The 18,063-nt window shown below is 65.5% G+C and carries 19 protein-coding genes; 11 read left to right on the forward strand and 8 right to left on the reverse strand.

Annotation, left to right across the window (positions count from 1 at the left end):
* Positions 1 to 2: 2 nt before the first annotated feature.
* A complete protein-coding gene (locus ACVWZ4_RS17355) occupies positions 3 to 701 on the forward strand; it encodes a glutathione S-transferase family protein (RefSeq protein ID WP_456740816.1) in 699 nt (232 codons plus the stop codon).
* Positions 702 to 778: 77 nt separating this feature from the next.
* Here the strand turns inward: ACVWZ4_RS17355 and ACVWZ4_RS17360 are convergent, their stop codons facing one another.
* Positions 779 to 982 (reverse strand): cysteine-rich CWC family protein, encoded by a 204-nt coding sequence (locus ACVWZ4_RS17360; RefSeq protein WP_456740817.1) that lies wholly within the window; start codon positions 980 to 982, stop codon positions 779 to 781.
* A gap of 114 nt (positions 983 to 1,096) precedes the next feature.
* Between ACVWZ4_RS17360 and ACVWZ4_RS17365 the strand changes: the two genes are divergently transcribed.
* From ACVWZ4_RS17365 to ACVWZ4_RS17375, 3 genes are all read left to right on the forward strand, one after another.
* Positions 1,097 to 2,656, forward strand: a complete 1,560-nt coding sequence (locus ACVWZ4_RS17365; protein WP_456740818.1) for a DUF1800 domain-containing protein — start codon at positions 1,097 to 1,099, stop codon at positions 2,654 to 2,656.
* A 2-nt stretch (positions 2,657 to 2,658) separates the two neighbouring features.
* Complete coding sequence (locus ACVWZ4_RS17370) at positions 2,659 to 3,876, forward strand: DUF1501 domain-containing protein (RefSeq protein ID WP_456738283.1); 1,218 nt, start codon at positions 2,659 to 2,661, stop codon at positions 3,874 to 3,876.
* Between the two features lie 79 nt (positions 3,877 to 3,955).
* Positions 3,956 to 4,279, forward strand: coding sequence for an antibiotic biosynthesis monooxygenase family protein (locus ACVWZ4_RS17375; RefSeq protein WP_456699594.1), 324 nt, complete (start codon positions 3,956 to 3,958; stop codon positions 4,277 to 4,279).
* A gap of 16 nt (positions 4,280 to 4,295) precedes the next feature.
* Here the strand turns inward: ACVWZ4_RS17375 and ACVWZ4_RS17380 are convergent, their stop codons facing one another.
* The 6 genes from ACVWZ4_RS17380 to ACVWZ4_RS17405 form a co-directional block, all read right to left on the reverse strand.
* Positions 4,296 to 5,237, reverse strand: coding sequence for an aldo/keto reductase (locus ACVWZ4_RS17380; RefSeq protein ID WP_456699593.1), 942 nt, complete (start codon positions 5,235 to 5,237; stop codon positions 4,296 to 4,298).
* Between the two features lie 258 nt (positions 5,238 to 5,495).
* Positions 5,496 to 5,951 (reverse strand): N-acetyltransferase family protein, encoded by a 456-nt coding sequence (locus tag ACVWZ4_RS17385; RefSeq protein WP_456740819.1) that lies wholly within the window; start codon positions 5,949 to 5,951, stop codon positions 5,496 to 5,498.
* A gap of 69 nt (positions 5,952 to 6,020) precedes the next feature.
* Positions 6,021 to 6,827 carry a PAS-domain containing protein gene (locus tag ACVWZ4_RS17390; protein ID WP_456699591.1) on the reverse strand — a complete coding sequence of 269 codons (807 nt, stop codon included), beginning with the start codon at positions 6,825 to 6,827 and terminating at the stop codon, positions 6,021 to 6,023.
* Positions 6,828 to 6,953: 126 nt separating this feature from the next.
* Positions 6,954 to 7,112: a hypothetical protein gene (locus ACVWZ4_RS17395; RefSeq protein WP_456699590.1), complete on the reverse strand. Its 159-nt coding sequence runs from the start codon at positions 7,110 to 7,112 to the stop codon at positions 6,954 to 6,956.
* Between the two features lie 72 nt (positions 7,113 to 7,184).
* Entirely contained in the window at positions 7,185 to 7,361 is a 177-nt protein-coding gene (locus ACVWZ4_RS17400; RefSeq protein WP_456699589.1) for a hypothetical protein, read from the reverse strand.
* Positions 7,362 to 7,516: 155 nt separating this feature from the next.
* Entirely contained in the window at positions 7,517 to 8,167 is a 651-nt protein-coding gene (locus ACVWZ4_RS17405) for a glutathione S-transferase family protein (protein WP_456699588.1), read from the reverse strand.
* Between the two features lie 604 nt (positions 8,168 to 8,771).
* Between ACVWZ4_RS17405 and ACVWZ4_RS17410 the strand changes: the two genes are divergently transcribed.
* The 7 genes from ACVWZ4_RS17410 to ACVWZ4_RS17440 all read left to right on the forward strand — a co-directional run bounded on the left by ACVWZ4_RS17410 (position 8,772) and on the right by ACVWZ4_RS17440 (position 16,806).
* Complete coding sequence (locus tag ACVWZ4_RS17410) at positions 8,772 to 9,974, forward strand: pyridoxal phosphate-dependent aminotransferase (protein ID WP_456699587.1); 1,203 nt, start codon at positions 8,772 to 8,774, stop codon at positions 9,972 to 9,974.
* Positions 9,975 to 10,137: 163 nt separating this feature from the next.
* Positions 10,138 to 10,617 (forward strand): DUF992 domain-containing protein, encoded by a 480-nt coding sequence (locus tag ACVWZ4_RS17415; RefSeq protein ID WP_456699586.1) that lies wholly within the window; start codon positions 10,138 to 10,140, stop codon positions 10,615 to 10,617.
* Positions 10,618 to 10,806: 189 nt separating this feature from the next.
* Entirely contained in the window at positions 10,807 to 12,855 is a 2,049-nt protein-coding gene (locus tag ACVWZ4_RS17420; RefSeq protein ID WP_456699585.1) for an elongation factor G, read from the forward strand.
* 243 nt (positions 12,856 to 13,098) lie between these two features.
* A complete protein-coding gene (locus ACVWZ4_RS17425) occupies positions 13,099 to 13,371 on the forward strand; it encodes a helix-turn-helix domain-containing protein (protein ID WP_018647504.1) in 273 nt (90 codons plus the stop codon).
* Positions 13,372 to 13,471: 100 nt separating this feature from the next.
* Positions 13,472 to 15,214, forward strand: coding sequence for a SulP family inorganic anion transporter (locus ACVWZ4_RS17430; RefSeq protein ID WP_456740820.1), 1,743 nt, complete (start codon positions 13,472 to 13,474; stop codon positions 15,212 to 15,214).
* A 68-nt stretch (positions 15,215 to 15,282) separates the two neighbouring features.
* On the forward strand, positions 15,283 to 16,122 hold the full coding sequence (locus ACVWZ4_RS17435) for a shikimate dehydrogenase (RefSeq protein ID WP_456740821.1): 840 nt from the start codon (positions 15,283 to 15,285) through the stop codon (positions 16,120 to 16,122).
* A gap of 57 nt (positions 16,123 to 16,179) precedes the next feature.
* Positions 16,180 to 16,806, forward strand: a complete 627-nt coding sequence (locus tag ACVWZ4_RS17440; protein WP_456740822.1) for a hypothetical protein — start codon at positions 16,180 to 16,182, stop codon at positions 16,804 to 16,806.
* A 107-nt stretch (positions 16,807 to 16,913) separates the two neighbouring features.
* On the opposite strand, the gene ACVWZ4_RS17445 is transcribed toward ACVWZ4_RS17440, so the two are convergent.
* Positions 16,914 to 18,056, reverse strand: coding sequence for an alpha-hydroxy acid oxidase (locus ACVWZ4_RS17445; protein ID WP_456705087.1), 1,143 nt, complete (start codon positions 18,054 to 18,056; stop codon positions 16,914 to 16,916).
* Positions 18,057 to 18,063: the final 7 nt, after the last annotated feature.

Here is an 18,063-nt window from a genome sequence, read left to right on the forward strand (position 1 = left end):
CCATGTCGCTCAAACTCTACGAACTCGTCGGCACCGATGCCTCGCGCCCGTTCAGCCCCTATTGCTGGCGCACGCGGATGGCGCTGGCGCATAAGGGGCTGACCGCGGAATCGCTGCCGTGGCGCTTCACCGAGAAAAGCAAGATCGCGCCGCACGGCTCGGACAAAGTCCCGGTGCTGCTGCATCACGACAAGCCGGTGGTCGATTCCTGGGCGATCGCGAACTATCTCGAAGACAATTTTCCGGATCGTCCGTCGCTGTTCGGCGGCGAGGGCGGCCGTGCCATGGCGCGCATGATCAATGCCTGGGGCGATATCGCGATCGTCGGCGGCATCTTTCCGCTCATCATCGCCGACATCCCGAAGAATCTGGCCGAGATCGATGCCGCGTATTTCCGCCAATCGCGCGAGGCGCGGTTCGGCGGCAAGACACTCGAAGAGATCATGGCGAGCCGCGACACCGGCGTCGTCGCGTTCCGCAAGTCGCTGGAACTGATGCGGCAAACCTTCAAGACGCAACCCTATCTCGGCGGCGCTGCGCCGAACTATGCCGACTACATCGTGTTCGGTGGTTTTCAATGGGCACGTGTGGTGAGCCCGTTCAGGCTGATCGAGGCCGATGATCCGATTTACGTTTGGCGCGAAAAGCTGCTCGATGCGTTCGACGGCATGGCGCGGACATCGCCGGGGCATCCAGTGTAGACTTCGCAGGGTCGGCAAAGGCGGATCGCGCCGTGCCCACGCCATGGAAATGGTGGGCACGCTTTCGCTTGCCCATCCTACGGTTCTGCCTCCGCCGCCGCCTTCCGCAAACATTCCCGGCACAAGCAATCCTCGCCCTTGATCGGCATCGGCAGCTTGGCGGTCTCCTCCGCGCACCAGCAATGGCCCGCGAGATCGCAGCCGAACTCGGTGCCGCAGCGGGAACAGGCGAGGCGGCGCGGGACCGGTTGGGTCAGCGTGATTTCTTTCGGATTTGTCATGATTCAGGTCGAAGCTTTGCCGTCATTTTCATGCCGGGTTCATCTGTCGCTGCAGTATATTAGGCGCCGCGTGCAAACCAGGAAAGTGGTTGGCTACGCGCGGAGAACAAATCGATGGCCCGCGATTCGCAAGCCGCTCTCGTCGCGCTGAACCGGTTCGGCTTTGGGCCGCGCGGCGGCGCATCCGGCGATCTCGTCAATGCAGCCTCCGACGCCAGAGGTTTTGTGAAGGCGGAACTGGCGCGTCCCTATGGCGTGCTGCTTGAGGCCCCTGGGCTGCAATCCACGCCGCAACTCGGACAGGCTGCATTCGCGTATCAGGACGAGGTCAAACAGGCGCGCGAAGCCGCGAAGGCGGCCACGCCGGCCGAAGCGCCCGCGCCGCCCGCCGAGCAGAAGGCCGACAACCAATTGCGGCGCAATCTTTCGCTCAACACGGTGACCAGCGAGATCGCGGGCCAGCAGACGGCTGATGCGAAGCAGGCCGGCGCCACGTCGAAGCCCGAAAGCATGCAGCCTGGCGTCTCGGCGCCGGCCGCTGCAAAACCGGCACAGCCGCTCAACGTGATCCAGAAGACCTTTCGCGCCGAGGCGCTGGCGCGGTTGCAGCGCGCGATGCTGGTCGATTGCGGCTTCACCGAGCGCCTGGTCGTGTTCTGGTCGAATCATTTCTGCGTCTCCGCGAGCAAGGGCGAGCTGGCGCGGATGTGGGCCGGCGCCTTCGAGCGCGAGGCGATCCGCCCGCATGTCCTGGGCCGCTTCGCCGACATGCTGAAAGCGGTCGAGCAGCATCCGGCGATGCTGTTCTTCCTCGACAACCAGCAATCGCTCGGACCGGATTCGCGCGCCGGGCAGAACCGCAAGCGCGGGCTGAACGAAAATCTCGCGCGCGAGATCATGGAGCTGCATACGCTCGGCGTCGGCGGCGGCTATACGCAAGCCGACGTCACCTCGCTCGCGCGCATCATCACCGGCTGGACCTTTGCGGGCCGGAAAGGCCAGCTTGGCGCGCCCGGCGCGTTCGTCTTCAACGCCAATGCGCACCAGCCGGGGCCGCAGGTGCTGCTCGGCAAAACCTATGAAGCGAACGGTCTCGCGCAGGGCGAGGCCGCACTTGCCGACATTGCGCGGCATCCGTCGACCGCGAATTTCATCGCGACCAAACTCGTTCGCCACTTCGTCGCCGACGATCCGCCGCCGGCCCTGGTTGCGCGGTTGCGCGACGTCTTCGTCAAGACCGACGGCGATCTCAAGGCACTGGCCACGGCGCTGGTCGATTCCGACGAGGCGTGGAAGGCGCCGCTGACCAAGATGCGCTCGCCCTATGATTTCCTGGTCGCGAGCGGCCGGCTGCTCGCGCGCATGCCGGAGGATCCCGGCTTCTATCTCAATGGTCTGAACCTGCTGGGCCAGCCGTTATGGACCCCGGCCGGGCCGAACGGTTTTCCGGATACCGCCGCGGCCTGGGCCGCGCCCGAGGGCATCAAGCTCAGGCTCGATATCGCTTCGCAGATGGGCGCGCGGCTCGGACCCAACATCGATCCGCTCGACCTCCTGGAATTCGCGGCGGCGGACGCGGCGTCGGTCGAAACCCGCAAAACCATCGAGCGCGCGGAATCGCGCCAGCAGGCGCTGGCGCTGCTGCTGATGTCCCCGGAAATTCAGAGGAGATGATGATGATCGACTGCGTCGAAAACCGGCTCCTCACCTCGCGCCGCGGCCTTCTGCTCGGCGGCGCGTCGTTTGCAGCCTGGGCCTATCTGCCGAAATTCGCGCGCGCAGCCGACGGGCGCGATCCCCGACTGATCGTGGTGATCCTGCGCGGTGCGCTCGATGGGCTCGCGACCGTCGCGCCGATCGGCGACCCCGATTATGCCGGCCTGCACGGCTCGATCGCGCTCACGGCGGATGGCGCGCATCCCGCGCTGATGCTGGACTCCTTCTTCGGGCTGCATCCGTCGATGCCGGAATTCGCGCGCATGTACCGCGCCCAGCATGCCGCGGTGATTCACGCGGTCTCGACGCCTTACCGCGATCGCTCGCATTTCGACGGCCAGGACGTGCTCGAGAGCGGCTACGCCGGCCCCGGTCGCGTGCAGTCGGGCTGGCTCAATCGTGCGCTCGAGGCGCTGCCGCGCGGCGAGCGCGTGTCGAGCGGACTTGCGGTCGGCCCGACCACGCCGCTGGTGCTGCGCGGCAATGCGCCGACCGTCGGCTGGGCGCCGGTCGCGCTGCCGCAGGCCGACGACGACACCGCGATGCGGCTGGTCGATCTCTACCGCCATCGCGATCCGGCGCTGGCCTCGGCGCTGACGCAGGGCCTGCAGTTGGAGAAGGCTGCGAGCGGCGACGACATGAAGCCGAAGCCCGGCAATGCCGTCGCGCAGATGCGCCAGGTCGCACGCGGCGCCGCGAAGCTGATGGCCGCCGATGATGGCCCGCGCATCGCGGCGCTCGCTTTCGACGGCTGGGATACGCATGCCAATGAAGGCGGCCCCGTCGGACGTCTGGCCTTCCTGCTCGGCGGTCTCGACGGCGCGCTCGCCGAATTCGAAAGCGGGCTCGGCGATCGCTGGCGCGACACCGTCGTCGTCGTCGCCACCGAGTTCGGCCGCACCGCGCGCATCAACGGCACTGAGGGCACCGATCATGGCACCGGCACCATCGCGTTGCTCGCCGGTGGGGCCGTGAAGGGCGGTCGCGTCATCTCAGACTGGCCCGGCCTCAAGCCCGGCAATCTCCACGAGGCCCGCGACCTCAAGCCCACCACCGACCTGCGCTCCGTGATCAAGGGCGTGCTGCAAAGCCAGTTCGGCCTGTCGGATCAGGTGCTGGCCCAGACGGTGTTCCCCGACAGCGCAAGCGCAAGGCCGATGAAGGGGCTGGTCGCTTGATTCCATCATTCCGTTGCCTTGCCTTGCGGCGCGTCGCGGAATGACGACATGATCGCCTGAGCATCAGGAGAGGCAAGCCATGTACATCGCCATGAATCGCTTCCGTGTCGTCAAGGGCTCGGAGGCTGCCTTCGAGCAGGTCTGGTTGTCGCGCGACAGCCATCTGGACAAGGTGCCCGGCTTCGTAGAATTCCATCTGCTGCGCGGACCGGAGCTCGAGGACCATACGTTGTATGCGTCGCATACGGTGTGGGCCAATCACGCGGCGTTTGACGCGTGGACCAAGTCGGAAGCCTTTCGTGCTGCCCATCACAGGGCCGGCGACAACAAGCCGCTGTATCTCGGCCACCCCCAGTTCGAAGGTTTCGAGGTGATGCAGACGGTGGCGCGCGGCGCGCAATGACGCCGCGCCGACCCGATCATCCCAGCGTGATCTTGTCGATCTCGGCGCGATCGTCCGCGCTCAGCCGCCAGGCGATCGCCTTGACGTTCTGCTCGACCTGCTCGATGCGGGTGGCGCCTGCGATCACGCTCGAGACCTGCGGACGCGCGGCGAGCCAGGAGAAGGCGAGCTCGAGCATCGAATGGCCGCGCGCCTGCGCAAAGGCCTGCAGCTTCTCGACGATATCCTCGTTGCGCGGCGTGACGTAGCGATCGCGCAGCGCCGGCGCCTTGCCGAAGCGCGTATCGGCGGGCGCTGCCGCGCCGCGCTGATATTTGCCGGTCAACAGACCGCTCGCCAGCGGGAAGAACGGCAGCAGGCCGAGCTTGTATTCCTCGGCGGCGGGCAGCAAATCCTTCTCGATGTCGCGAACGAGGAGACTGTACTCGTCCTGTGCCGAGACGAAACGGCCGACATTCATCGCGCGCGCGGTGAATTCGGCCTCGGCGATGCGCCACGCCGGAAAGTTGGAATGGCCGATGTAGCGGACCTTGCCCTGGCGGACGAGATCGTCGAGCGCGCGCAGCGTCTCCTCCAGCGGCGTCAGCGGATCGAAATCATGCTGCTGGTAGAGATCGATGTAGTCGGTCTTGAGCCGCGTCAGGCTGGCCTCGACAGCGTTCATGATGTAGCGCCGCGAGGCACCCTGCTTGGTGCCGTCGGCCGCCATCGGCTTGGAATATTTCGTGGCGAGTACGATGTCCTTGCGGCGGTCGCCGAGCACGGTGCCGAGCACGGTCTCCGAGCCGCCCTGGCCCGCATAGATATCGGCGGTGTCGAACAGCGTGATGCCAAGATCGATCGCGCGGTGGATCACCTTGCGCGAGGTTTCCAGATCGGTGCGCTGGCCGAAATTGTTGCACCCGAGCCCGACCGCGGACACGCGCAGGCCGGAGCCGCCGAGATTGCGAATTTCCATGACGGGTCCTGTCAAAGGAGAGCCGGCGGCCATTGTGACCGCGCTGCGACGCAGCGGCAAGCACTTGCCTGCGTTGCAGCCATGCCGCCACGGAATTGCAGGCAAAAAAAATGCGGCCCCTGTCAGACGCGGCGACTGACGGGGACCGCCTGAGGCGCTTGATCGGTGACGGGGGGGCCAGATCAGACGCAAATGCAACCTAACCCCGGTGTGTTACGCGCCGGTGACAGCAGGACTTATCCACAGGTGTGGTGAGGATCAGAACAGCTTGCGGTAGACGATGAAGCCGGAGCGTTCCGCGACCTTGTCGTAAAGGCTCTGTGCCGTGGTGTTGGTCTCATGGGTCTGCCAGTAGACGCGCGGCGCGCCCGCGAGCCTGGCGCGCTCGTAGACGCCGTAGATCAGTGCCGAGGCGACGCCCTTGCCGCGCGAAGCCTCGTTCGTGAACAGGTCTTGCAGATAGCACGACGGCTCGATCGCGGTGGTGCTGCGATGGAACAGGTAATGCGTCAGCCCGAGCAGCTTGCCGTCGCTCTCGGCGACCAGCGCATGCACCGGCTCATAGGCATCGAAGAAGCGCTGCCAGGTCATGTGTGTGATTTCGGGCGCCAGCGCGGTCGGGCCGGAGCGGCCGTAGAAGGCATTGTAGCCGTCCCACAGCGGCAGCCATTGATCGTAGTCCTGCCGGGTCACGGAGCGAATGGCGAGCGACATCTGGGAAATCCGTGGATCGATGCTGCGCCTTCATACGTGATGATGGGTCCGCCGATCAATGGCGTCGCATCACTCCGCCGGCCGAAGATAGCGGATCAGCTTGCGCCCCTGGGGATCGCGCAGCGAGCGATAGTAGTCGGCGCGCGCCGGCGCGTCGGTGTGGCGCACGAGGTCGGTGACGGGCGTATAGCTCAGCATGCGGCCGCCGTCGGGCAGCGCGGTGCACACGAAGCGCAGCACCTCGCCATTGCGCAAGGCGATGTTGATCGGCGTGGCATCGCCGATTCGCACCATCTCCATCCGCTGCGCGATGAAGAGACCCAGCTCATCCTCCGGCAGATCGAACGCGTCGGTGTCCCGGCCGTGATACATCAGCGCGATGAAGGGCGGCTTGTCGTCGGCCTTTTCGTCCGGCAGCGCGAAATAGTCACGGAAGGCGCGGTTGATGAATTCGGCGCGGGTCTCGCCGTCGAGCAGCACGATGCCGATATCGACCTGGTCGAGTGCGGCCGACAAGCGTGCCGCACTGGCGTGGTTGTGCCGCTCGGCGGCGAAAGCAGCGAGCAGGCGTTCGCGCATCAGCCCGGTGATTGCGGCGGTGCCGCCGGTCGTGAGCGCGAGCAGCGCGAGCTGAGCGAGATCGGTCGCGGTCATGCCCGGCGTTGAACGATCGCCGAGCGACAGCAACAGCGTGCCGATCACGGCGATGGTGGCGCTGGCAAGCGCCGACGCCAAGCCTGAGAGCGAAGCGGCCAACGCCACGATGCAGACGAACAGCGGTGCGAGCATGAGCGCATGACGATCGAATGGGGTCGCCAGCAGTGCGATCACTACCGTCAGCACGGGACCGCATATGGTACGCCATTCGAACCGCATGGCCTGGCTCGTTCCTCCCTGAACGAGAAGGCGATTACACTGACCCATGGTTGCGCGAGCGCAATCCGGATTCGCTTGTTGCGCTTAACGGGCGCTTGCGAGCGGGCCCAAAGCTTTCGGATGATTTTAGACCAAATGGGCGTGCATGATGCGCTGTTGCGCGGCGGGCGCGTTCCATGTCGACGTTCCCGGGCCCTTGCGGGTGCCGACGAAAATCAACAGCGAGGCCGCGACCAGGATGGCCGCAGTCAGGGTGATTGCAACGATGACCACGGGCGATTTCATCGGTGTCCCATCGGGATGCCATAGGCGGCGGGCCGCGCGGCACCTTGAAGGCGATCCAGAATGAAACCGGGATCAGACCGGCAGGCCCATCGCCATGCTCGCCTTGGTCGACAGCACCGTGAGGGTGACGATCAGGCACAGCGAGAGGGCGGCGACGGCGAGCGATGCCGCGACCGCGCTGGTCAGCCGGGAAGACGCGACGGTATCGGTGTGGCCCTGAAAGCCGACCGTGCCGGACGCCCGCATCATGGGTCCAAATCCTTCAACGTGCGAGCGAATCACCCGCGACGCCTCATAACGTCACAATTTCAACCGGCAATATTGGGGCAGCGATCGCGTCGAAAACGGCAGGATTGGGGCAAAGGTTAACGCAATGCCCGCTATTTCTTAACGCTGCACCGGATTTAAGCCCCCGCCGCGATGCTGGCGGGGTTGTCGATGTCGGCGGGACGCCAGTCCATCGCCACGAAGCCGGGGGCAGCCTCGACGCGCTTCAGCCAGTCCCGGATCGCCGGGAACGGCGCGAGATCGAAGTCGCAACGGTCGGCGAGGTGGGTGTAGCCGTACAGCGCGATGTCGGCGACGGTGAGCTGGCGCGCGGCGAAGTAGGCATTGGCCTTGAGATGGTTCTCCATCACCTGGAGCGCGCCGTAGCCGCGCTCCATCCAGTCCTCCAGAGCGTGGGTCTGGAGGTCGCGCCCACCCTTGACCAGCGACAGCCAGAAATAGGCGGCACCGATATTCGGCTCGAGCGCGTGCTGCTCGAAGAACATCCACTGCAGCGCCTCGGCGCGATCGATGCGGTTCTCCGGTGCGAGCGGCGTGCCGACGGCAACGTACCAGAGGATGGCATTCGACTCGGCAAGGAAGCGGTTGTCGCCGACCTCGAGCAGCGGCACCTGACCGGACGGGTTCTTGGTCAGGAAATCAGGCGTGCGGCTCTCGCCGCGCAGAATGTCCACCTCGACCGCTTCGTAAGGCTGGTTCAACAGCGCCAGCGCAAGGCGGACCTTGTAGCTGTTGCCCGAGCGCTGCATCGAATAGAGCTTGTACATTCTGGGAGTTCGATTCCGGGATCAGGGAGGTGCGGTGCTTGTTGTCCCGCATCGCGGCTAAACAATGATGCCGATGCGAATCCGCCGCAAGGGCCGCTCAATAGAAAAACTGGAAAACCCTACCGCACTGCAACTCCAGGAAAGATCATGTTCGTGCGACGCTGCAAATCAGATCACGCTTGCGTCAACATGCAGGACTCATCGCGTCGCGCGGTCGTGCGTAGAGTACGCTGAAGTCGCCACATCGTCATGGCCGGGCAAAGCCGTCCGAAGGACGGCGTCGCTTCCGCTCGCCTATGGCCCGGCCATCCACGCCTTGCCGCGCGACGCAAAGAACGTGGATGTCCGGGACAAGAGCCCGGGCATGACGGCTCATGGCACACGCACGATTGCTCCGAGGACAAGCCTTGCCGGATATGAGGGGTTTGCCCGGTAAAGTTGCGGAAAATTGCGGGAAATCGAGCTTGAAACGCTGAGGTCCCATAAACTTTTCCGAGATCGGGCCGAAGTTTCTTGCGGTGCTGCGGCACACGTTTTAGGGTGTCTTCATTCCCACAATTGGAGTCGTGAGCAAAGGGTTCACGACGCTTGTCAGGAGATGACGATGTCCTTCCTTGCCGCTGCGCTCGACCGTGTGAAGCCGTCCGCGACCATCGCGGTCACGGATAAAGCACGCGCGCTGAAAGCGGCGGGCCGCAACGTCATCGGCCTCGGTGCCGGCGAGCCCGATTTCGACACGCCGGCCAACATCAAGCTGGCGGCGATCCACGCCATCGAATCAGGCAAGACCAAGTACACCGCGGTGGACGGCATTCCCGAGCTGAAGGACGCGATCATCGCGAAGTTTCAGCGCGAGAACGGTGTCGCCTACAAGCCGAACCAGATCATCGTCGGCACCGGCGGCAAGCAGGTGCTCTACAACGCGCTGATGGCGACCATCAACCCGGGCGACGAGGTGATCATCCCGGCGCCCTATTGGGTCAGCTATCCTGAAATGGTAGCGCTCGCCGGCGGCGAGCCGGTGCCGGTGGTCTGCACCGCCGCTGACGGATTCAAGCTGCAGGCCGCGGCGCTCGATCGCGCGATCACGCCGAAGACCAAATGGGTCATCCTGTGCTCGCCGTCGAACCCGACCGGCGCCGCCTACACCAGGGCCGAGCTGAAGGCGCTCACCGACGTGTTGGTCAAGCATCCGCATGTCTGGGTGATGACCGACGACATGTACGAGCATCTCGTCTACGACGACTTCCAGTTCACCACCGTCGCGCAGGTCGAGCCCAGCCTCTACGACCGCACGCTCACCGTGAACGGCGTGTCGAAGGCCTATTGCATGACCGGCTGGCGTATCGGCTACGCCGGTGGTCCTGCGCATCTGATCAAGGCGATGTCGACCATCCAGTCGCAATCGACCTCGAACCCGTCCTCGATCTCGCAGTGGGCGTCGGTGGAAGCGCTGAACGGTCCGCAGGACTTCATCGCGGCCAACAACAAGGTGTTCAAGGAGCGTCGCGATCTCGTCGTCTCCATGCTCAACCAGGCCAACGGCATCGAGTGCCCGCGTCCCGAAGGTGCGTTCTACGTCTACCCGTCCTGCGCCGGCACGATCGGCAAGAAGGCGCCGTCGGGGAACGTGATCTCGAACGATGAGCAGTTCGTCACCGAGCTCCTGGAAACCGAAGGCGTCGCCGTCGTGCAGGGTTCGGCCTTCGGCCTCGGCCCGGCCTTCCGCATCTCCTACGCGACCAAGACCTCCGACCTCGAAGACGCCTGCAAGCGTATCCAGCGCTTCTGCGGCAATCTGCGCTGAGCCTTGAAGTAACGATCCGATACGGGAGGGCCCGCCTGATGCGGGCCCTTTTTCCTTCACATTCGAGCGATCTGGCACGCTCACGCCACTTGTGGCATAGAACGCCGGTGCGGCCGCCTGCCGTGCCTCTTTGCCTGCATCACATTCATCGCCGGAGACATTCATGCGCCGCTCATTCCTCCTCGCCGGGCTCGCTGCCGCGAGCCTCGTTGCCTCCATCGCGAGCGCCAGCGCTCAGTCGCGCTTGGTGCAGGTCGGGGTGCTCGAATGCCGCGGCGGTGCCAGCATCGGCTTCGTGGTGGGATCGGTGACCAATCTCGGCTGCGTGCTGCGCGCCGACGGCCTGCCTGAAGACCGCTATGTCGCGACGATCCGCAAAGTGGGCCTCGACATCGGCATCACCCAGGAAACCACGCTGGCCTGGGGCGTGTTCGCGCCGGTCAACCGGCTCGGCCCCGGCGATCTCTCCGGCAATTACGCGGGCGCGCAGGGCAGCGCCTCGGTCGGGGTCGGCCTCGGTGGAAACGTGTTGGTCGGCGGCTCCAACAATTCGATCGCGCTCCAGCCGCTCAGCGTGCAGGGCCAGGTCGGCCTCAACGTCGCGGCCGGACTCGAAAGCCTGGAACTGCGTCCGGGTCGCTGAGACGCGTCAAGGGCGGTGCCGCTTTCACGTCTCCCAACTGGGGAAAGGGGGAACGCCAACAGTCAGGACCTAATCGAACTGACGACGCACCGCAGCGACGTTTGATGCTTGCCAAATCTCGGGGAGGGGCAGAGCATCTGCGCTTGCCGACCCAATCATGGGCCGAGCTCCACACCAAGGAGGCGGCGAATGGGACAAGACGTCAGAAGTCCCCGAGGTCCACGGTGCATTGCGCTGGTGGGCCCTTTCCAAGCAGGTAAAACCACACTTCTCGAAGCGATCCTGGCGCGTACGGGCGCAATCCCCCGCGCCGGCAGTGTCGATGCCGGAACGTCCGTCGGCGACGCCACGCCCGAGGCGCGTCAGCACAAGATGACCGTCGGGCTCACTGCCGCCAGCACGAGCTTCATGGGCGACAGCTACACTTTCCTGGATTGTCCCGGGTCCGTTGAGTTCGCCCACGACATGCGCGCCGCTTTGCCCGCGGTCGACGCCGCCATCGTGGTCTGCGAGGCCGACGAGAAGAAGCTGCCGCAGCTGCAGATCATCCTGCGCGAGCTGGAGGAGCTGAAGATTCCGCGTTTCCTGTTCCTGAACAAGATCGACCGCGCCAACGAGCGCATCCGTGAGACGCTCGCGATGCTCCAGCCCGCTTCGCGCGTGCCGCTGGTGCTGCGCCAGATCCCGATCTGGAAAAACGAGCTGATCGAAGGCTTTGTCGATCTCGCACTGGAACGTGCGTTCATTTATCGCGAGCACAGGGCCTCCGAAGTGGTCGCGCTCGACGGAGGCAATCTCGATCGGGAGAAGGAAGCGCGCTTCTCGATGCTGGAGAAGCTCGCCGATCACGACGATGCGCTGATGGAGCAACTGCTCGAGGACATCCAGCCGCCGCGTGATGCGGTGTTCGACGATCTTGCCCGCGAATTGCGCGAAGGGCTGATCTGTCCCGTGCTGCTCGGTGCCGCCGCGCGCGAAAACGGCGTTCTGCGCCTGATGAAGGCGCTGCGCCACGAGGCGCCGGGAATCGCGGAGACCGCAAAACGTCTCGGCGCGCCCGAGACCAAGGACGCGCTCGGCTTCGTGTTCAAGACGCTGCACTCGCAGCACGGAGGAAAGCTGTCGCTGACGCGGCTGCTCTCCGGCCATCTCGACGACGGTGCCACGCTGCAATCCTCCTCCGGAGCAACGAGCCGTATCTCCGGCATCCTCGCGGTGAGCGGCGCTTACGACAGCAAGCGGACCTCGGCCGAAGCCGGTGACACCGTGGCGCTCGCCAAGCTCGATCCCGTCAAGACGGGCGACACCGTGTCGAGCGGCAAGACCGCGCCGGCTGCACTCACGGCGTCGGAGCCGACGCCACCGGTGCTCGCCATGTCGGTTGCGGCCACCGACCGCAAGGACGACGTCAAGCTCGGTCAGTCGTTGATGCGGCTGCACGAAGAGGATCCCTCGCTCATCGTCGTTCAGAATGCCCAGACTCACGACACCGTGCTGTGGGGGCAGGGCGAGATGCACTTGCGCGTCGCCAGCGAGCGGTTGCGCGATCGCTTCGGCGTCAAGATCTCCTCGCATCCGCCCGCGATCGGGTACCAGGAGACCATCCGCAAGTCGATCACCCAGCGCGGCCGCCACAAGAAGCAGTCCGGCGGTCATGGTCAGTTCGGCGACGTCGTGCTCGAGATCAAGCCGCTGCCGCGCGGCGAGGGCTTCAAGTTCGCCGAGACGGTCGTCGGCGGCGCGGTGCCACGCAATTATATCGGTGCGGTGGAAGAGGGTGTGGTCGACGGGCTCGCGCGCGGCCCGCTCGGTTTCCCCGTGACCGATGTGCAGGTGACGCTGACCGACGGCTCCTATCACAGCGTCGATTCCTCCGATCTCGCCTTCCGCACGGCGGCGCGGATCGGGCTCAACGAAGGCCTGCCGCAATGCCAGTCGGTATTGCTGGAGCCGATCCACGTCGTCGAGATCGTCTGTCCGACCGATGCCACCGCCAAGATCAACGCGATCCTGTCGGCGCGACGCGGCCAGATCCTCGGTTTCGACACCCGCGACGGCTGGAGTGGCTGGGATAGCGTCCGTGCCATGATGCCGGAAGCCGAGATCGGCGAGCTCATCGTCGAGCTGCGTTCGGCCACGGCAGGCGCCGGCAGCTTCACCCGTCAGTTCGACCACATGGCCGAGGTGACCGGCCGTGCCGCCGACCAGATCATCGCCGCGCATCAGCACGCGGCGTGATTGGTCAGGAGCCCGTCTCTCTCTCTCTCTCTCTGTTTCACGGGAGAGGGAGAGCGGGGAGCGATGATCTGACCACCCGTCATTGCCAGTGAAGCGAAGCAATCCAGGGTCTTTCCGCGGAGGGATTCCTGGATTGCTTCGCTGGCAATGACGAGAGGCTTGCATTCGCCTTCAACATGATGTATTTTACATCATTGTATACGCTTAAAATATCACTTATAGTAGCTGGTACGTGAGGCTAAGGTGATCACGTCATTCCAGATGCGGGCGGCCCGTGCGCTGCTCGGCATTGATCAGAAAACCCTGGCCGAGCTTGCCGGCGTGTCGTTGCCGACAATCCAGCGGATGGAGGCCTCGACCGGCAATGTGCGCGGCGTGGTCGAGACCCTGATGAGGGTCGTCGAGGCGTTCGACCGGGCCGGCGTCGAGTTGATCGGCGAACAGGCCCGCAGCGACAGCGGCGGACGCGGCGTTCGCCTGAAGGAGCCGGGGCCGCCGCGTCGCGTGGGGGCATGATCGCGATGATCGTGCCCGCGATCAAAATGGACTAACGCATCGTCGCGCGCGCTGCACGATGCGCCGAAGCATTGTGGGGCCAGCGGAGCACTTTGCCGACATGAGCATCACGAGCGATCACGCAGGCGAACTGCGTCAGTTGCGTCGGCCGACTTTCGCCGAACTCTATCTGCCGAAACTCGTCACCGTCTGGCGCGAAGGCTATGGCTTCGCGGATTTCCGCGCCGACGTGTTCGCAGGGCTGACCGTCGCCATCGTCGCGCTGCCGCTGTCGATGGCCATCGCGATCGCATCGGGCGTGACGCCGGATCGCGGCCTTTATACGGCCGTTGTCGGCGGCTTCATCGTGTCGCTGCTCGGCGGCAGCCGGTTTCAGATCGGCGGGCCCGCGGGCGCCTTCATCGTGCTGGTCGCGGTGACAGCGGAGCGCCACGGCGTCGACGGCGTCATCCTCGCCACCCTGATGGCCGGCATGGTCCTGATCGCCGCGGGCCTGTTGCGCATCGGGACCTACATCAAGTTCATTCCCTATCCGGTGACCATCGGCTTCACGGCCGGCATCGCCATCATCATCTTTGCGAGCCAGCTGCGCGATCTCGCTGGCATCACGCTCGCCGGAAAAGAACCCAGCGAGTTCGTGCCAAAGCTCGTCGCGCTCGCGGGTGGTCTGCACACCGTCAATCCATCTGCGCTCGGCGTCGCTGTCGTCAGCATCGCTGTCATCGCCGGCCTGCGGCGCTGGCGGCCGTCCTGGCCCGGAATCCTGATCGCGGTCGTGCTCGCGGCGGTCGCGTCGGCTGTGCTGTCGCTGCCGATCGAAACCATCGGTAGCCGCTTCGGCGGCATTCCCCGCGAATTGCCGTCACCGGCGCTGCCGGCGTTCTCACTCGCGAAGGCGGCGGCGGTGCTGCCGGATGCGATCTCGTTCGCGCTGCTCGCGGCCATCGAATCGCTGTTGTCGGCCGTGGTGGCCGACGGCATGACGGGCCGCCGCCATCGCTCCAATTGCGAGCTGGTGGCGCAAGGTGCCGCCAATATCGGCGCCGCGCTGTTCGGCGGCATCTGCGTCACCGGGCTGATCGCGCGCACCGCGACCAATATCCGCGCCGGCGCTCGCGGCCCGCTCGCGGGCATGCTGCACTCGCTCTTTCTGCTGCTGTTCATGCTGATCGCAGCACCGCTTGCGAGCTATATCCCGCTGGCCGCGCTCGCCGCCGTTCTCGTCGTGGTGTCCTGGACCATGGCGGAGAAGCACGAATTCGCGACGCTGCTGCGTTCCTCCCGGGGCGATGCAATCGTGCTGCTCGCAACCTTCCTGCTGACCATCTTCCGCGACCTGACCGAAGGCATTCTGGTCGGCTTCGCGCTGGGTGCGGTGCTGTTCATCCATCGCATGGCAGAGATGACCGGCATCGAGCAGCGGTCGCCGCTGGTGGTGGCCGACCGCCCCGACGATGGCAATGGTGAGCGCGTGCCTTACGATTCCGCACTCGCGGTCGACCCCGACGTGCTGGTCTACCGCATCACCGGCGCGTTCTTCTTCGGCGCGGCTTCGGCCATCGGAGGCGTGCTCGAGGGCGTCGCGGACAGGCGCAAGGCGCTCGTCGTCGATTTCGCGGCGGTGCCGTTCCTGGACTCCACCGCGGCGAATGTGTTGGGGCGCGTCGCAGCCAAGGCCCAGCGCCAGGGCATCCGGCTGTTCATCACGGGGGCTTCGCCCACGGTCCGCCGCGCATTGCTGACGCACGGAGTGAGCCCGCGACGCGCGCGTTATCGTCAGACCATCGAGCGCGCGGTCGCGGATATCAAGGCAGCCTCGGGCGCGACCGAAGCCACGGCATAGCCCCGCCTGCTTGACAGGGCCGGCCGGACGCGAAATGGATCGCGCTCGAACATGACCCGAGGCAAAGGATGAACGTGACCAAGGCTCCAGCGGCCTGCTTGATCGGATGGCCGGCCGCGCATTCGCGCTCGCCGCTGATCCATCGTTACTGGCTGCGTACGCTCGGCATCGAAGGCGGCTACGTCATCGAGGCTGTTCCGCCCGAGGACCTCAGGGATTTCGTCCTGCGGCTGTCGTTGCGCGGCTTCGTCGGCGCCAATGTCACCATCCCGCACAAGGAAGGCGTGATGGCGCTGTCGAGCCCGGACGGGCGTGCCAGGGCCGTGGGCGCGGCCAACACATTGTGGTTTGCCGATGGTGAGCTGCATTCCACGAACACTGACGTCGAGGGCTTTCTCGGCAATCTCGACGCCAGCGCGCGCCTTTGGGACGAGGCCGACGAGGCACTGGTGCTGGGAGCCGGCGGCGCCTCGCGCGCGGTCGTGTTCGGCTTGCTCGAACGTGGCTTCACGCGCGTTCATCTCGCCAACCGCACGCCGGCGCGGGCCGAGGCGCTGGCCGCGCAGTTCGGGCCGAAGGTGCTTCCGCTGTCGTGGGACGGGATCAACGAGGTCCTGGCGCGCGCAAAACTTCTCGTGAACACGACCTCGCTTGGCATGCACGGCCAGGGCGCGCTCGAGGTCGATGTGGCCCGCCTGCCGTCTGACGCCGTGGTCGCCGACCTCGTCTACGTCCCCCTGGTGACGCCGCTGCTCGCGGCCGCCGGCGCCCGCGGGTTGAGGACCGCCGACGGGCTCGGCATGCTCCTGCACCAGGCCGTGCGCGGCTTCGAACTGTGGTTCGGCCAGCGGCCACTGGTGACAGCCGAGTTGCGCGCGCTGGTCGAGGCCGATCTCACAAAGACTTGAGCGAATAGTGCGCCGTCTCCGGCGTTCTACCTCCGTGGGGACTATCCGGAGACATCAATGACGATCCAACGTGCCAGTTTCACACGCCCGCTCATCGCTGTTGCGATGGTGGCTGCTTCCACCCTTGCCGCCGTCGCGCAAAAGGCGCCGGTGCCGACCCGCGTGCGCGGCACGATCGAGAGCGTCGATGGCGACACGATCCAGGTCAAGTCGCGCTCCGGCGAGGACGTCAAGCTGCGTATCGCTTCCGACGCGCGCATCGCCGGCGTCGCCAAGATTTCGCTCGCCGACATCAAGGTCGGCTCTTTCGTCGGCGCCACCACCGTGCCGGGGCCTGGCGGCAGCAACAACGCCCTCGAGGTTCACGTGTTTCCGGAGAGCATGCGCGGCACCGGCGAGGGCTCGCGGCCCTACGATCTCAAGCCGAACTCGAGCATGACCAATGCCACGGTGTCGGAGAGCGTGGTCGGCAATGACGGCCATACGCTGCTGGTGAAGTACAAGGACGGCGAGAAGAAGGTGTTCGTTTCCGATATGACGCCGGTCGTGACCTTCGTGCCTGGCGACAAGTCCGAGCTGAAGGCCGGCGCCAAGATCATCGCCTTCATGAAGCAGTTGCCCGATGGCTCGTTCGAGACCAACCGCGTCAGCGTCGGCCGTGACGGCCTGACCCCGCCGATGTGATCGACGTACCCTGGACTAGCGGCGGTCGGGCGGGGTTGCCGCGTCTGATCGCCGCAAGTCCCGAGGGGGCGGTGGGCGCGCTGACGCCTTGCGCACCCTCCGACACGTTACGGTGCCTCCGCGATGATGTGCTCGTCGATCTCGTCGATCCTGTTGACGCCGCACAGGCCCATCGTGGTCAGCAGCTCTTTCTGGATGATGTCGATCGCCTTCGCCACGCCGGCCTGGCCGCCGGCACCCAGGCCATAGGCATAGGCGCGGCCGATCATGCAGGACTTTGCGCCGAGCGCGAGCGCGCGCATCACGTCCTGGCCGGAACGGATGCCGCCGTCGAACATGATCTCCATCTTCTCGCCGACGGTGTCGACAATCTCCGGCAGCACCTCGATCGAGGACGGCGCACCGTCGAGCTGGCGGCCGCCATGGTTCGAGACCACCAGCGCCTGGGCGCCGGTCTTGGCCGCTTCCTCGGCGTCCTCGACGTCCAAAATGCCCTTGATGATGAGCTTGCCCGGCCAGATGCTCCGGATCCACTCGACGTCCTTCCAGTTCAAGGAGGTGTCGAACTGAGAGGCGGTCCATTCGGCGAGCCGGTTGAGGTCCTCGGTGTTCTTCACGTGGCCCGCGATATTGCCGAAGGTGCGGCGCTTGCCCTGCAGCACACCGGAGACCCAGGCCGGTTTGGTCGCGAAATCGAAGAACTTCGACAGCGACCATTCCGGGGGAATGGTCATGCCGTTCTTGATGTCGGCGTGGCGCTGGCCGATCACCTGCAAGTCGACCGTCAGCACCAGTGCGCTGCACTTCGCCGCGATCGCGCGCTGGACCAGATCCTTGATGAAGCCGCGGTCCTTCATCACGTAGAGCTGGAACCAGAACGGCTTGTCGACGGCGGCGGCGATATCCTCGATCGAGCAGATCGACATCGTCGATTGGGTGAACGGGATGCCGGCGGCCTGCGCCGCGCGGCAGGCGTGAATCTCGCCATCGCCATGCTGCATGCCGAGCAGGCCGACCGGCGCCAGGATCAGCGGCATCGTCGAAGGCTCGCCGAGGATCGTGGTCGAGGTGTCGCGCTTGGAGACGTCGACCAGGATGCGCTGGCGGAACTTGATCGCCTGCAGGTCCTCGCGGTTGGCGCGCAGCGTTTCCTCGGAATAGGAGCCGCGGTCGCAATAGTCGAAGAACGCCTTCGGCACGCGGCGTTTATGCAGCGCGCGAAGATCGTCGATACAGGTGATGTGCTTCATGAACGTT

This window comes from Bradyrhizobium sp. USDA 4472 (genome assembly GCF_054058595.1).